Source organism: Pseudomonas sp. PSB18 (assembly GCF_014596565.1).
GTDB lineage: Bacteria > Pseudomonadota > Gammaproteobacteria > Pseudomonadales > Pseudomonadaceae > Aquipseudomonas.
In genome coordinates this window covers 206,217-219,505 of the sequence record NZ_NOIN01000007.1, presented here as the reverse complement: position 1 = coordinate 219,505, position 13,289 = coordinate 206,217, and the positions used below count along the sequence as shown (strand labels likewise).

The following is a 13,289-nucleotide window of genomic DNA, read 5'->3' as shown; positions in this document are numbered from 1 at the left end:
TTACTTACCTGACGTGGTTTTGTGGTTGTGGATGCTTACGATGTCGGCGAGCAAGGCAAATGCGGTTTCAAAACGACCTGCCCCCGCACCCACTACAGTGACGGGACCGAGAATGGCCGTGTTGAAGGTAATTGCGTTGGTGGCTCCGCTCACGGCTGAGAGCGCGTCGCTCGCCGGCAAGAGCTTCGGACTCACTGATGCTGAAATCGAACCATCGCTCCGTTTCTCTGCGCTGCCAATCAGCTTCCAGCGGGCATTTGCTTTCGTCGCCTCGGCAATATCCTTGGCCGTGATTTCAGAAATCCCTTTGCACAGGACGTCGCTTGGTTTGAGTTTTGCGCCTAGCAGTTCATTGGCGAGGATGACAACCTTCAAGCGCACATCGTGCCCTTCTACATCCGCTGTTGGGTCAGCTTCGGCATACCCCAATTCCTGCGCTTTTGCGACAGCACTGGAGAAGTCCAACCCCGTCTCCATGCTGGAGAGGACAAAGTTTGAAGTACCGTTGAGGATCCCCTTGAAGCCGGTGATTTCCGAGCCTGCCAGTGACTCCTTGGCCAAACGGATAACCGGGGTCCCGCTCATGACAGAACCTTCAAATTCAAAGCGGGCGCCGGTGCTATCGGCCAGCGTCTTCAAGCTTTGTGCATGCAGCGCCACGGGCCCTTTGTTGGTGGTCACCACACTGACGCCCTTTTCCAGAGCCCAGCGGCAGAAGGTCGTAGCCGGTTCACCATCCACAGGATTGGTGAACGTTGCCTCAGCGACAATATCGGCGCCAGAGAAGCGGATAACGGTTTCGTTTGCCGGCTCAGCAGTCCCGCCGGCCAGGGTCCTGAAACTGCCTTTAGCAGCAGGCACTGCTGCCAATTCACGAGCGTCCAGGCCGTCTTTGTTAATGATCGAACCGAGGTAAAGGTCACTGACACCGACAATCTTCAAGGTAAAACCTAATTCATCGGCCCAACGCGAATTCTTATCGGCAATAAGCTGGGTCAGCGCGCGGTTAACGCCACCAAATCCAAGCAATGCAATTTTGTATTCAGTCACGACAGGGTTCTCATTGTTATGTTGTGGTGCTGAGATAGTAAGCCGCCAACTTAACTTTACGAATATGGCAAACAGAACGTTGTTGCGAGCAAAATGCTCGTACAACAGCGCAACTTGCTATTTTGTGCTCGACAGAACAAAAGACGTTACGGTATTCAGGACTCCCGGCAGCGTCGAGATCTCACTCCATACCCTGTGGATACGATCTGCATTCATCGCCTGAACCGTCAGTACAATATCGAGGTCGCCACTCATCACATTGCAGGAAATAACTTCAGGCATTGCACCAACGGAGCGAACAACTTCTGAATCTCGCATACGATCTTTACGATAAACGAAGATTAATGCATTAATGGGTCCTGCATCAGCTGAAGGCATACCTTTAATAATTGTGTAGCCTCGGACATACCCATCGCGCTCCAATCGCTCAATCCGCAGCCTGACTGCGTTCCTGGATAAATTCACTTTTAGGGCAATATCGTTGTGGGCCAACCGTGCATTGCGAGTTAGCTCCTCCAAAATCTTTTCATCAACTTTATCTAAAACACGCTTCATCTCTGGCTCCGGACTTATAACGAGTGAGACTCCGTGTCTTTTGATAATGCCCTGACCAGTGAGATCAGCGACCTGACGTCGTTGGGAATTGAAGTACAGTCTTGTTCAGCAACTACAGGAACACCAATTGTATTTAGGTAGCCAACAATCTCTGACTTTTGGGTTGCAGTGCCAACTTTCGACGGATGTGTGGTTGCCAGGCAAATCATGGGGATCATCAAGCTGCGTCTGCTTACACGTGCAGCGCGCAAGCCGATAGCGGTATTGGGACTGACCAGATATCCACTCTCTGCAAAGACCTCATGAATACAACTGAATGCGTCTGCATCGTCCACAGCCAGTGAGTCAAACAGTTTGCGTGCATCCAACCATTCATCCTGCGCTAACTGAATAGTTCCCTCACCTTCTAGCAACTGCATATTACGAGCTACTTTTTCTCCGCATCGATTTAAAATGCTCCACTGTAGGCGCTCAAAATTAGAGGCTAATGAAACATTCATAGTGGGAATTTTGGTAGCACGAATTTCATTTCGACTGTACAGATTTGATTGGAGAAAGTTATGCAGTCCGGCGTTAGCATTCGTGGCAACGATAAGCTGTCGAATCGGCAGTCCCATTTGCTTGGCAATATAACCAGCGTACAGGGCGCCAAAATTTCCAGTCGGGACACTGAAAGCAATCTCTCTTTTAGGCGCACCGAGCTGAAGAGCAGAATAGAAATAGAAGGAGAGGTGCGCAAGTACGCGAACCCAGTGCACTGAGTTAAACGAAATAAGATGCTGCCGTGCATTACTACTTTGTTTCAGGAACTGCTCACACAAACGATGACAATCAGAATAGTCTCCGTCGACCGCAACATTCACAACATTATCTTCGTGCGTACCCAGTAAGCGTAGGCGATCCTCCGCCGTTAACCCCATGGAAGGATGCAATACCAACAACGTAACGCCCTTCATTCCCGAAAATGCTTTTATTGCTGCGGCGCCAGTATCTCCACCTGTACAACCTATAATCAGCGCCTTCTTACCAGACCTGAGTAAATCATGATCGATAAAGCGAGACATCAACTGAAGGCCAACGTCTTGGTAGACGCCTGACGGCCCATGAAACAATTCGAGTATCCACTCGTTACTTGCGGTCTGGTACAGCGGTGTCACTGCGTTGCTTTTAAAACAATCAAAAATCTCCTCAAGCATCCGAGACAACAGATCCTGCTCGATCCATCCCCCCAGAAAGGGCTCGATTACGTAGCGAGCCAATTCATGGAAGGGCAACCATTCGAGCTTTGAGAGCTCCTCCTTTTTGAAGCGGGGAACCTTGTGCGGCACGTACAAGCCACCGTCAGGCGCGTACGCCCCCATCAGCACCTCGCTGAATTCGTACGTTCTACCTGGGGTCCGTGTGCTGACGTATTTCATGATCCAAGACACCCTCAAGCCATTTCCGAGCCGGCCACCTGCAAGCTGGGGCTTCTCCGGAATTCAATGCGGTAGCGTTAATCGCCTTTGATCCAGCTTCATACCAATGACCATAAAAGTCAATATATCGACCATCATACCTCGCTAACGGTACTCCGTTCCCGTTACACGAACCCCCCTTTTGTCCAAGCCCATGGGATGTGCGAGGGCCGACAATGCTTAGAAATGGGAGAACACCATGTGTGCCAAGAATCTGCTGCACTCGCTTTATCAGTACAAGGCATGGTCTGAGGATGTGTTATTCAGGTGCTTGAAAGCGCCCATTTCGCAGTCGTTTCCTGGGGAAATGGAAGAAGGCCTGTTATTGGCTCAGGCACATCAATATTGTGGACCAACTATTCATCGCCAGACTGCAGGGAAAACCGGAGGAATTTGACGACGTCGTCACTGAGCAGCGGCAAGACATTCGTCAGTTGGAAGAGGCTTTCACAACGGCAAATCAATGGTTTGTCGATTACACGAACTCAGTCACTGCAAAGGAGCTGTCTGAACCGGTGGAATTTATTTTCAAGGATGGCAAACCCGGCAACATGACCAAAGAACAAATCCTTGCTCACGTGCTTTCTCATGGCCTGCAGCATCGAGGAAGTGTTAGCACGATCCTTCCCAGGGAAATCCTGGAGGGACACCAAGATCATTTCCCAACGTTTTTGAAACTGTAGGCAGTTGGATTTCTGCCTCCGCAACTGTGATGAGGCAGAGTGTTCACCGCAGTGCTCAGCTCAATTCGAGCGCGTCTATCACCGCTGCAATTTGCTTGCGTCCTTCCCCTTCGATGGTTCTAAGCGGCAAAGGCACGCTCGGAGAGTGAGTAATACCGCGTAGCTCCGCTGCAGTGGCTATCACGCGAAAGCTACCGCCGAATTGGCTGAACAATGCCCAAAGCGGCTTCAAGGATTCGGAGAGGCGCATAGCCTCAAAGGCGTCACCTGACAATGCTGCTCGTGTGATGGCGAGCGCCGTATTGGGGAACAAACCGCCCATGACCGAATACCAGGCATCGCAGCCGGCATTCATTCCAACAGCGGCAAACGCATCGCCGCTTATTCCAATAGTCACGTGACTCGGAATCAATTTCCGCAGGCGCACCACACGCTCCCTGGCCAGATGCGGCGCCTCGGGGACGCCAGGGATTTTGATTGAGCTGACATTGGGTAGCTCTGCAATACGCCCGTGTAACTCATCGGTAAATTCGAAATGAGTGGTACCAGGATTGTCATAGATACATAGCGGGATTGAGACGTTGGCCGAAACCATTTCGTACATCGAGAACACATCGTCCTGAGTCAGTTTTTGATATGACACGGGTGGCAGCAGCAAGGCTTTGACCCCCACGGCTTGCGCATCCTCAGCCAGCAGCAAAACGTCGCGTGTACGCAGCGCGCCGATGCTCACCATCACAGGCACGTCCTCCGCAGCCTCTACTGCCAACTGAGCAACTCGAGAACGTTCGGCTCGAGAAAGATACGCATAGCTTCCGGTGGATCCTAGAGCCCCGATGGAATCTACTTTAGCTGCCACCAATTGCTGCACAAGACAAGTAAAAGCATTTTCGTCCACACCCTGCTCATCCATAGGGGTCAGAGGAAATGCACTAAGACCGGTAAACATCGTCATCACTCCTTGCAGTGGTCTATCGACTATTTGGCCCCAGGACCAATCAGTGAGCTTTCGATCTGGACGCCTGGCATCATTTGCTGCAACCCTTCGATGAGTTTGTCCCCCGCTTCCGTCAAGGCTTCAAGCGGCATCGCCGGCAGACTCTCCAGAATGAACCACATGCTCCTCGCGTCAGCACCGAGACGGGTCCTGACACCTTGCCGCCAATTCCAGCGACGGCAGGTCACGCCTTTGTCATCGCGCCAGACAACCTCGCCGGCATCCGGATACTCGAAGGCAGCAGCACCCTCTTTCATCGTGTCAAAAGGCTCAGTGCCATCAGCGACTACCAGCCGTGGAGAGCCCACATAGGCTTCAATGTTTTCCCCGCCAACCGGGATGGCGTACTCAATGCTGATTGCGTTGTAGAGATCGACGATGGGATCCAGGCTAGGCAAGCTGCCGTCACGTAAAACTCGTTTACGCAGCGCTTCAGCTGAACAAGGTGTGCGCTGCGGCTTGGCCCCAAACTTTCGAAAGGTCTCAGCCCATGCAGCCAGATGGCCTTCTCCCCAGCTTGGCCCACCTTCCTGCACAGCCTTGCAAGCACGGTCCAGCGCAGCCTGGGCCACCTCAGGATGAGCCAGTGGTGCAGCTTCCACCACGATACTCAGGGCCCTGAACTCCGGCGCCAGCTCGGCAACGGCTTGATCGATTAACGGCAGTACGGACAGCATCAAAGACCTCCAGGAACCTAAATGTCATTTCATGCTAGTCAGCGACGACCAATAAAGTCAATATAATGACCATTATCATCTGCTATAACGGCTGAGCCGATTGACGGAGCTACTTATAAAGGCCGAGAATCCCAGCACTTTTTTCTCATGACCTTCATCAATGACCACCAATACCAGTCTGTCGACTACCCCTGGCGCTGATGCTCATGCCGTCAGCCTGGCCGTTGCGCGCACACTTAAACAGGCACGCAAAACACAGAAGATCACGTTGGATGAACTTTCCCGCCGTGCTGGCGTGAGCAAAGGAATGGTTGTTGAAATAGAGAAATGTACGGCGAACCCCAGTATCGGCATCCTTTGCAAAATCGCCGCCGCGCTGGGCCTGTCCGTTGCAGACATCGTCAATGTGAGCGAGGCCCCATCCGCCCATATCATCGACAGCCAAGATATCCCCACGCTCTGGACCGGGGACCTGGGAGGAACGGCGCGCCTTCTGGCTGGAACGTCCGGACCTAATATGATCGAACTGTGGCGTTGGGAAATGCACCCAGGCGAATCCTTCTCTTCACAGGGGCATCCTCAGGGCACGCTTGAGCTGTTTCATGTGGAAAAAGGCGCGCTGAAATGTGTGGTAGGGGAAACAGAGTTGGTCATTCCTGCGGGGAGTTCGGCAGTGGCCAAAACCGATGTCCCCCATTCCTATTCCAACGCTGGCAGATCGAAGTTGGTATTCACTATGTCCGTGACGGAGATGCATCAGTAGATAGCAGCAGGCTGGCAGTCAGTAAGCATCTGCAAAGTGGACGAACCTGCCAATTTCAAAGGGGTTGTACCACTGAAGCCGATCAATTACTGCGGTGGATCACCGCCAAGGCGCGCATTCACAATTGCTCGAGCAGCGCATGTGACTGGGGGCAAAATTGGGGGCACATTTAGCGTTTTTCAGCCTTAAAATACCGTTCTAGAGCCCTGTTAAAATGTTCTTCGGGGACCCCGATAGCTTGTAAATGGAGTTCCAGTGAGTTCCATAAAAGCAGCTGTTTTAACAAGGCGTTATTGTTAATTTCGGTCCTGGCTAACCATACCGCTCTGCTCAAGACCAAGACCGCCTGAATCGAGGCGCATCTCCTCAAGGAGGCGCGCGCATTCGCGTATGTCGACGAGCAATGGTTGGCGTTCAAGTCTGCCGAGCTGGCAAGCTTTGCGCACGAGATCATGTGGGCTCCTGGTGATAGACAGACCGTCGGGAGCCGACAGCCTACTATCCAGAAAACTGCGGTTTACTTGCCCAGAATGTTCTTCAACGCAGCGGTATGGCCAGCCGGGTCGTTTTCGCTGGACATCACTTCGATGATGGTGATCTTCTGATCGCTCATCGTCATCAACGAGGCCATCAGCAGTTTCAGGCCGTTGAAATCGTCGGTGCCGTCCAGGCGGTACATCCTCAAGCCGTTCACCTGAATGGTCTTCTCGCTGGTCATGCGAAAGTTGGGTGACGCGGCCTGCCGCTTATCCTTCAAGGTATCCACGGCAATGCGAAACGCAGCGTCCGGGGTGGTGCCCGCAGTCGGTGCCGGACCTTCGGTAACGATGATGGCCCGCTCGCTTTTCGGATCGAAGTACATCGTGCCGCCGTTCTCGCTGTTCAAGGTACGGGCCTCGACGCCTTCCAGCTCGAAGTTCAGCTTGCCGCCCGCCAGGGACACCGATTGCATGTCCGATGCCGCCGTAGCGTTAGGCGGGGCGGCAACTGCCATGGTGGCCGAGCCGCTCAAGGCAGCAAGCACGCACAAGGAAAGGGTCCAGCCCAACAGCAAATGCTTCGACATTGATAGCGCCTTTATTTTCAGGCCGTCGAACACCGATGGCCTGTCGTGCGAACAGGCTAGCCTACTTGCCTGCTCACTTGTCCAGGATGTTGTTCACAGCCGCAGCGTGTCGCTTATATTTGCGGCCAATATGGGGGTTGATACCCTTCGCGAGGAGCCCGGGCTGGAAACCGTGCGGGTTAATCAGCCCGGGCGAATGACCATCAGCGCGAAGCGGTCAAGCCGTCGAAGAATCGCGCGGCGTTTTCATCGAGAGTGGCGATGTCATAACCGCCTTCCTGCACCACTACGCACGGCAGACCCAGCGCCTTGATTCGCTGCCCCAGCCTCCGGAAACCTTCATCGCTAACGGCGACCTTGGACTGCGGATCGTTTTCGTAGATATCAAAGCCCAGCGACAGCACCAGTACGTCCGGGGCGAAGGTGCGTAAGGCAGCCTCTGCCTGGTCCATGCAAGCGAAGAAATCCGCCTCGCTGGAGCCGTGGGCCATCGGCAGGTTCAAGTTGAAACCCTTACCTCGGCCCGTGCCGGTTTCGTCGTCGAAGCCGGCCACTACCGGGTAAAAGTTGGTGGGGTCGCCATGGATCGACACGTAGAGCACGTCATCGCGGTCGTAGAAAATCTCCTGAATGCCCTGACCGTGGTGCATGTCAGTATCCAGCACCGCGACTTTGGCGAAGTTGCCTCGCAACACCTGGGCGGCAATCGCCGCATTATTCAGAAAACAGAAGCCGCCAGCGCCTTCGGCACGGGCATGGTGTCCCGGTGGACGGCACAGTGCGTATGCGGCGTCATCGCCTTCGATAATCGCCTGGGCGGCGGCTACCGCACTTTGCGCTGACCAGTACGCGGCCTGCCAGGTGTATTGGCCAATCGGGCAACTGCCGTCGGCCAGGTAGCGCGCGGTCTTGCCCAGGATTCCGCGCAGCGGATTGCCCTCGCGGATGAAAATGTTCGACATCACCTCATCGCCCCAGTCCTCAGGCACCTCGTGCCACTGCTGGTAAGCGCTGCTCAGGTATTTCAGATAGGCCGGGCTGTGCACCGCGGCCAGTGGCGCCAGACCGGAATCGGCGGGCTCCAGCAGCGGGTAGCCGAGCTTCTTGATCACCGTCAGCAGCGGGTCGATACGCCCGGGGACCTCTAGCGGCTCGCGCATTTGCCCACGCGACAGGTAGGAGCGTGGATGGTGCAGACGCTGTGCCGGATGGAAAAATGTTTTCATGGATGACCTCATGCCAAGACAATTCAGAATGCACACGCCTCGCGCCGACAACGCAGCACGCAACGCTCAGTGATTAGTTCTCTGTCCGCTCAATAACCCTGTATGGGATCGACCAGATTCTTCAATGCCAGTCCCGCTGTCAGCCGCAAGACGTTGTCGGCGACCTGTTGGGCGATGCATTGATCCGAGGCGGCAGACGCCATGTGCGGTGTCACCCATACCCCAGGGGTGTGCCATAGCGGCGAATCCGCAGGCAGCGGTTCCTGTTCAAACACATCAAGCAAGGCGCCACGCAGTTGCCCGCTGGCCAGGGCCTGTTGCAGGTCCAACTGATTGAGGTGCTGGCCACGCCCGCAATTGATCAAGGCACTGCCTCGCGCCATGTACCGGAACACCTCACAGTCCAGTACACCTTGTGTGGCGGCGGTCAGCGGCAGCAAGTTGACGAGCACATCCAGCTCCGCAAGAAACCCCTGCAGCGCGGACGCTCCGCTGAAGGTGCTCACGCCGTCGATTACTCGAGGCGTGCGAGCCCAACCGCGCACGTCGTAGCCGGCCTCGGCCAGCCGCGTGGCCACCGGTGCCCCGATCGCTCCGAGGCCCATCACCCCGACCTTGAAGCCTTGCGCACGGCGCTGCAGCGGACGCTGCCAGCGTTGCGTAGCGTTTCCGGTTATGACCTGGTCGAAGCCGCGGTGAAAGTGCAGCACCCCCCAATGCACGTACTCGCTCATACCCTGGGTGTGATCGGGGTCGACGACCCGACATACCGGCAGCGCGGGGTCACGCGAAGGGTCCTGGGCCAAATGATCGACCCCCGAGCCAATCGAGTACACCAGGCGCAAGTTCGGTAAGGCACCGAAGCTGCCCGCTGGCGGGAACCAGCACACCGCGATCTCGGCCTGCCGTGCGCCTGGATCTTCAGGGCGCAGCACCTGCAAGTGCGGTGCATGGCTGGCGAGCAGCCCGGCCAGCCAATCGGTCAACGCCGGGTTCTGGCACAACAACACGAGGCTGGCCATGGTCAACTGCACCAATCGGCGCGCTGCTCGTCGATCAGACTGAGCGCGGCCTGCCAGGCCAGATCGATGATCCCGTCGATCCCGTCACGGCTGAACTGCGCAGCAGTGTGGAGGCATACGGCTTCGTCCGGGACGTTCAGCGCCACCCCGGCGGACATCGCCTGGATCTGCGCCTGGCAGGCGCGCTCCAGGAAGTAGATCTCGTGGAACGCCGCCGCCACGCTGCCACCGGCCGCGAGCAGGCCGTGGTTACGCAGGATCATCGCTTTGTGCGAGCCCAGATCGGCGATCAGCCGCTCGCGTTCCTCCAGCGATAACGCGATGCCTTCGTACGTGTGATAAGCCAAGTTGCCGTAGAATTTCAAGGCATGCTGGGTCAGCGGCAGCAGGCCGTCGCGCTGGGCCGCCACTGCCATACCGCTCGCGGTGTGGGTGTGGATGATGCAGTGCAGGTCCGGGCGCGCTTCATGGATGGCAGAGTGAATGACGAATCCGGCGGCGTTAACCTTGCCACCGTTGTAGCTGCTTTCGACCAAGTTGCCTTCCAGATCGATCAACACTAGATCGCTGGCGCGCATTTTTTCGAACGCCACGCCGTAACGGTTGATCAGAAAATATCGCTCCACCCCCGGTACACGCAGGGTGATATGAGTATCGATCAGGTCAGTCATACGGTAGTAAGCGATCACCCGATACAGCGCTGCCAACTCGCAGCGCGATTGCCATTCGATCTCTGACATGGCGAGGGGTTTGCCCATTATGCAACTCCTTGGCTAGTGGACAGGCTGACCGGGTTGGCGTTAACGCTGCGCAAATGTGCCAGCCCCAACACCCCAGTCAGCGACATCAGGGCCAATACGCTGAAGAACAGTGCCAAAGGCACCCACTGCCCCGTAAACTGAGCGGCGATGAAGGTGCCTATCATCGGTGTCAGGCCGCCGGTCAAGCCGCTGCCGAGTTGATAGGCGATCGAAATGCCCGAATACCGCACCCGCGCCGGGAAGGCTTCAGCCATGTAGCCGGCAATCACGGCATACAACGCCGCCAGCAGGATCACGGCCAGGGCAATACCTGCGGTCATGTAGAACAGGTTGCCGGTCTGTACCAACAAGAACATCGGATACGGCACCACGATACACAGCGACGCCACCCACCTGAGGAACCGTCCTTCACCCAGCCGCTCGGCCAGCAGTGCCGAACAGGGTTGCGAAAGGAACTGCAGGATGGTGACCACAAACAGGCAGTCCAGGATCGTGGTCTTGGCGATGCCCTGATACTGGGTGACGTAGCTGATCATGAAGGTGTTGGTGAAGAAGAAACCGCCCGAACCGATGGTGACGGCCAGTGCAGCGAAAAGAATGTTCTTCCAGCCCGTGCGCAGCACTTCCATTACCGGGCTGTCAGAGGTCTGGGCGCTCTCCTTGACCTCGGCGAACTCTGGCGATTCAGGCACACCGAAGCGAATCGCCAGGCCGACTATCATCAGCACGCCGCTCATCAGAAACGGAATGCGCCAGCCCCAACTCATCAGGGTTTCCTGCTCCATTTCACTGATCAAGCGAAATGCAATCAGCGCCAGCAACAGGCCGGCAGGGCTGCCCCATTGGGCGAACGAAGCAAAAAACACTTTACGTCCCTTGGGCGCGTGCTCGCTGGCCATGAGTACCGCACCGCCCCATTCGCCACCGACAGAAATACCTTGCAGAAGCCGTAGCAACACCAGGCCGACAGGCGCCCAGATGCCCGCCTGGGCGTAAGTGGGCAACACGCCTATACCGGTCGTCGCAACGCCCATCAGCACGATGGTCACCAGCAGCATTTTCTTGCGGCCCAGGCGGTCACCCAGATGGCCGAATACCATCCCTGCGAACGGCCGAGCGATGAAGCCGACAGCGAAGCTGCCGAACGCGGCCATGGTGCTGAGCATCGGGTTTTCACTGGGAAAGAACAGCTGTCCCAACACCAATGCCGCAGCGAAGGCATAGATGTAGTAGTCATAGAACTCGATGGTGGTGCCGATAAATGCGGCGGCTGCGGCACGCCGTGGCGTGGAGGTTTTGCTAGTCATCCGAGGGCTCCCGAGAATCATTGTTATAGGCAGGAGATAGGTCATGCGTCAGCATGAAAGTGGCACTCTCACGGTGCATTGCTGGATGGTGCGCCAAGCCCTATGCTTAGGAAAAGCTTCTAATCTAAATACTTGAGTATAAGCCTGGGCAATAATGACTCTCTCATCGTCTGGTTTTCAGCGGGACCCCGAAGCAAAGCGTTTTCTCAACGATCGCCTGGACTGGAACCTGTTACGCACCTTCCTTGTTATCGGCCAGGAGGGCAGCATTAGTCGGGCCGCCGCCCGCCTGCACCTGAGTCAACCGGCAGTCAGTCAGGCGCTCAAAAGACTGGAGGAGCAACTTTCAAGTGAGTTGGTCGTGCGGCGCGGGCCTCGCATCACGCTGTCCAAGGCCGGCGAGGAAGTCATGCAGATCGCTGCAGAGATTTACGGCACGATCTCCCGTTTAGGCCCGGCGCTGGATGCGCCTGCCGAGTTGGTCACGGGTAAAATCAGGCTGCTGACCATCAGCCGTATCCAGTCTCGCAGCTACGATGAATTCCTGGCGCAGTTCCACAATGAGTTTCCTCAAGTGGAACTGGAAGTTGATGTACTGCGCAGCTCGGATGTGATCAGCGCGCTGCTTCAAAAGACCGCGTCTTTCGGTTTGAGCCTGTGCCGAACACCGCAGCCCCGCCTCGAACAGCGGGTGATGCTGGAACAGCGATATGCGTTTTTCTGTGGGAAGCGCCATCGGCTGTTTGGTCGCAAGAACCTGACCTTGTCAGACCTGCAAGGCGAAAATTTTGTGAGTTTCACCAGTGACCAAATCGGCGGCAATTTATCGCCGCTGACAGTGTTCAGGGATCAACAAGGCTTCACTGGGCGCATTGTTGCGTCCTCACCCAGCCTGGATGAAATACTGCGTCTGGTCGCTGCCGGATATGGCATTGGCTGCTTGCCCGAGCACATTGTCGCCGCTGATGTGCAAGCCGATGAAATCTGGCGCCTGCCGCCCTGGGAGGGCGTCAGCGATGTGAACGTCTATTTGCTCTGGAATCGCGAACAAAAGATGACCCGCGCCGAGTCGGTCTTTCTGGAGCGCTTCCAGCAGATGCTTATGACGACGGACGTGGCGGGAAGGTTTTAGCGCCTTGTCAGCCCAGAACGTCCGAAATTCAATCCTTGCTCAATTTGGGTATGGCCATACGGCTACCCGCTTTGATTTCGCGCAAGGCCAGACTCGACTGAATAGACGCGATACCGACCTGGCGCCTCAGCACTTGCTCGATAAAGTCGCTATAGCTATCAAGATCCTCTGCCAACACTTGAAGCACGTAGTCGGCGTCTCCAGTGATCTTGTGGCAGGCCAATACCTCTGGCAACTGCGCAATCACTGCCTCGAAGGCATCCGGAGCGTGATCGGCATGGGTAGAAAAGCGAATGTGCACGAATGCCATGATATCCAGCCCGAGCATTCGCCGATCTAGGTTGGCTTGATAGCCCTTGATGACACCCGCCTCCTCCATTCGCTTGCGCCGCCGCCAGCACGGAGTAAGGCTCAACGACAGCCGCTCACTGAGTTCGGCATTGGAAATGTTCGCGTCCTCCTGCAACAACTCCAGAATGGCCAGATCGGTTTCATCGAGACTGATACGCTTGGATATTTTTTTCTGCATGACGCCACTCCTGAGTAAAAACGCCCGAATAATCCCCCAAGCCACGAAAACAAAGCAAAGAAAG

The 13,289-nt window shown here is 55.9% G+C and carries 14 protein-coding genes; 3 read left to right on the top strand and 11 right to left on the bottom strand.

All coding sequences use genetic code 11. The features are described 5' to 3' along the window. The 3 genes from CGA22_RS18200 to thrC form a co-directional block, all read right to left on the bottom strand. A complete protein-coding gene (locus CGA22_RS18200) occupies positions 1-1,050 on the bottom strand; it encodes a homoserine dehydrogenase (protein ID WP_041021436.1) in 1,050 nt (349 codons plus the stop codon). A 117-nt stretch (positions 1,051-1,167) separates the two neighbouring features. Then, positions 1,168-1,605, bottom strand: a complete 438-nt coding sequence (locus CGA22_RS18195) for an Lrp/AsnC family transcriptional regulator (RefSeq protein WP_027606629.1) — start codon at positions 1,603-1,605, stop codon at positions 1,168-1,170. 14 nt (positions 1,606-1,619) lie between these two features. Next, the gene (gene thrC, locus CGA22_RS18190; RefSeq protein WP_041021435.1) at positions 1,620-3,023 is read right to left on the bottom strand and encodes a threonine synthase; all 1,404 of its coding nucleotides are present in this window, start codon (positions 3,021-3,023) and stop codon (positions 1,620-1,622) included. Positions 3,024-3,361: 338 nt separating this feature from the next. Here thrC and CGA22_RS18185 point away from each other — a divergent pair, with 338 nt between their 5' ends. Then, a complete protein-coding gene (locus tag CGA22_RS18185; protein WP_223194834.1) occupies positions 3,362-3,745 on the top strand; it encodes a DinB family protein in 384 nt (127 codons plus the stop codon). Positions 3,746-3,800: 55 nt separating this feature from the next. Here the strand turns inward: CGA22_RS18185 and CGA22_RS18180 are convergent, their stop codons facing one another. Continuing rightward, positions 3,801-4,694 (bottom strand): dihydrodipicolinate synthase family protein, encoded by an 894-nt coding sequence (locus CGA22_RS18180; protein WP_041021434.1) that lies wholly within the window; start codon positions 4,692-4,694, stop codon positions 3,801-3,803. Between the two features lie 29 nt (positions 4,695-4,723). After that, positions 4,724-5,419 carry a B3/4 domain-containing protein gene (locus CGA22_RS18175; RefSeq protein ID WP_041021433.1) on the bottom strand — a complete coding sequence of 232 codons (696 nt, stop codon included), beginning with the start codon at positions 5,417-5,419 and terminating at the stop codon, positions 4,724-4,726. 160 nt (positions 5,420-5,579) lie between these two features. Between CGA22_RS18175 and CGA22_RS18170 the strand changes: the two genes are divergently transcribed. Beyond that, a complete protein-coding gene (locus CGA22_RS18170; RefSeq protein ID WP_041021432.1) occupies positions 5,580-6,182 on the top strand; it encodes an XRE family transcriptional regulator in 603 nt (200 codons plus the stop codon). A 517-nt stretch (positions 6,183-6,699) separates the two neighbouring features. Here CGA22_RS18170 and CGA22_RS18165 read toward each other — a convergent pair. From CGA22_RS18165 to CGA22_RS18145, 5 genes are all read right to left on the bottom strand, one after another. After that, entirely contained in the window at positions 6,700-7,248 is a 549-nt protein-coding gene (locus tag CGA22_RS18165) for a hypothetical protein (RefSeq protein WP_041021430.1), read from the bottom strand. A 203-nt stretch (positions 7,249-7,451) separates the two neighbouring features. Then, complete coding sequence (locus CGA22_RS18160; protein ID WP_041021429.1) at positions 7,452-8,474, bottom strand: histone deacetylase family protein; 1,023 nt, start codon at positions 8,472-8,474, stop codon at positions 7,452-7,454. Positions 8,475-8,563: 89 nt separating this feature from the next. Continuing rightward, entirely contained in the window at positions 8,564-9,496 is a 933-nt protein-coding gene (locus CGA22_RS18155) for a 2-hydroxyacid dehydrogenase (RefSeq protein ID WP_041021428.1), read from the bottom strand. 2 nt (positions 9,497-9,498) lie between these two features. Continuing rightward, a complete protein-coding gene (locus CGA22_RS18150; protein WP_041021427.1) occupies positions 9,499-10,254 on the bottom strand; it encodes a class II aldolase/adducin family protein in 756 nt (251 codons plus the stop codon). After that, on the bottom strand, positions 10,254-11,564 hold the full coding sequence (locus CGA22_RS18145) for an MFS transporter (protein WP_041021426.1): 1,311 nt from the start codon (positions 11,562-11,564) through the stop codon (positions 10,254-10,256). The genes CGA22_RS18150 and CGA22_RS18145 overlap by 1 nt, the downstream gene beginning before the upstream one ends. Before the next feature lie 154 nt (positions 11,565-11,718). Here CGA22_RS18145 and CGA22_RS18140 point away from each other — a divergent pair, with 154 nt between their 5' ends. Continuing rightward, positions 11,719-12,696, top strand: a complete 978-nt coding sequence (locus CGA22_RS18140; RefSeq protein ID WP_041021425.1) for a LysR family transcriptional regulator — start codon at positions 11,719-11,721, stop codon at positions 12,694-12,696. A gap of 28 nt (positions 12,697-12,724) precedes the next feature. On the opposite strand, the gene CGA22_RS18135 is transcribed toward CGA22_RS18140, so the two are convergent. Further along, entirely contained in the window at positions 12,725-13,225 is a 501-nt protein-coding gene (locus CGA22_RS18135; RefSeq protein ID WP_024778535.1) for an Lrp/AsnC family transcriptional regulator, read from the bottom strand. Positions 13,226-13,289: the final 64 nt, after the last annotated feature.

Bases quoted from the DNA above. Each gene is read 5' to 3' on its own strand.
- CGA22_RS18135 (WP_024778535.1), bottom strand. From the start codon at position 13,225: ATGCAGAAAAAAATATCCAAGCGTATCAGTCTCGATGAAACCGATCTG.
- CGA22_RS18180 (WP_041021434.1), bottom strand. From the start codon at position 4,694: ATGTTTACCGGTCTTAGTGCATTTCCTCTGACCCCTATGGATGAGCAG.
- CGA22_RS18145 (WP_041021426.1), bottom strand. From the start codon at position 11,564: ATGACTAGCAAAACCTCCACGCCACGGCGTGCCGCAGCCGCCGCATTT.
- CGA22_RS18140 (WP_041021425.1), top strand. From the start codon at position 11,719: ATGACTCTCTCATCGTCTGGTTTTCAGCGGGACCCCGAAGCAAAGCGT.
- CGA22_RS18175 (WP_041021433.1), bottom strand. From the start codon at position 5,419: ATGCTGTCCGTACTGCCGTTAATCGATCAAGCCGTTGCCGAGCTGGCG.
- CGA22_RS18155 (WP_041021428.1), bottom strand. From the start codon at position 9,496: ATGGCCAGCCTCGTGTTGTTGTGCCAGAACCCGGCGTTGACCGATTGG.
- CGA22_RS18150 (WP_041021427.1), bottom strand. From the start codon at position 10,254: ATGGGCAAACCCCTCGCCATGTCAGAGATCGAATGGCAATCGCGCTGC.
- CGA22_RS18165 (WP_041021430.1), bottom strand. From the start codon at position 7,248: ATGTCGAAGCATTTGCTGTTGGGCTGGACCCTTTCCTTGTGCGTGCTT.
- CGA22_RS18195 (WP_027606629.1), bottom strand. From the start codon at position 1,605: ATGAAGCGTGTTTTAGATAAAGTTGATGAAAAGATTTTGGAGGAGCTA.
- CGA22_RS18160 (WP_041021429.1), bottom strand. From the start codon at position 8,474: ATGAAAACATTTTTCCATCCGGCACAGCGTCTGCACCATCCACGCTCC.
- CGA22_RS18170 (WP_041021432.1), top strand. From the start codon at position 5,580: ATGACCACCAATACCAGTCTGTCGACTACCCCTGGCGCTGATGCTCAT.
- thrC (WP_041021435.1), bottom strand. From the start codon at position 3,023: ATGAAATACGTCAGCACACGGACCCCAGGTAGAACGTACGAATTCAGC.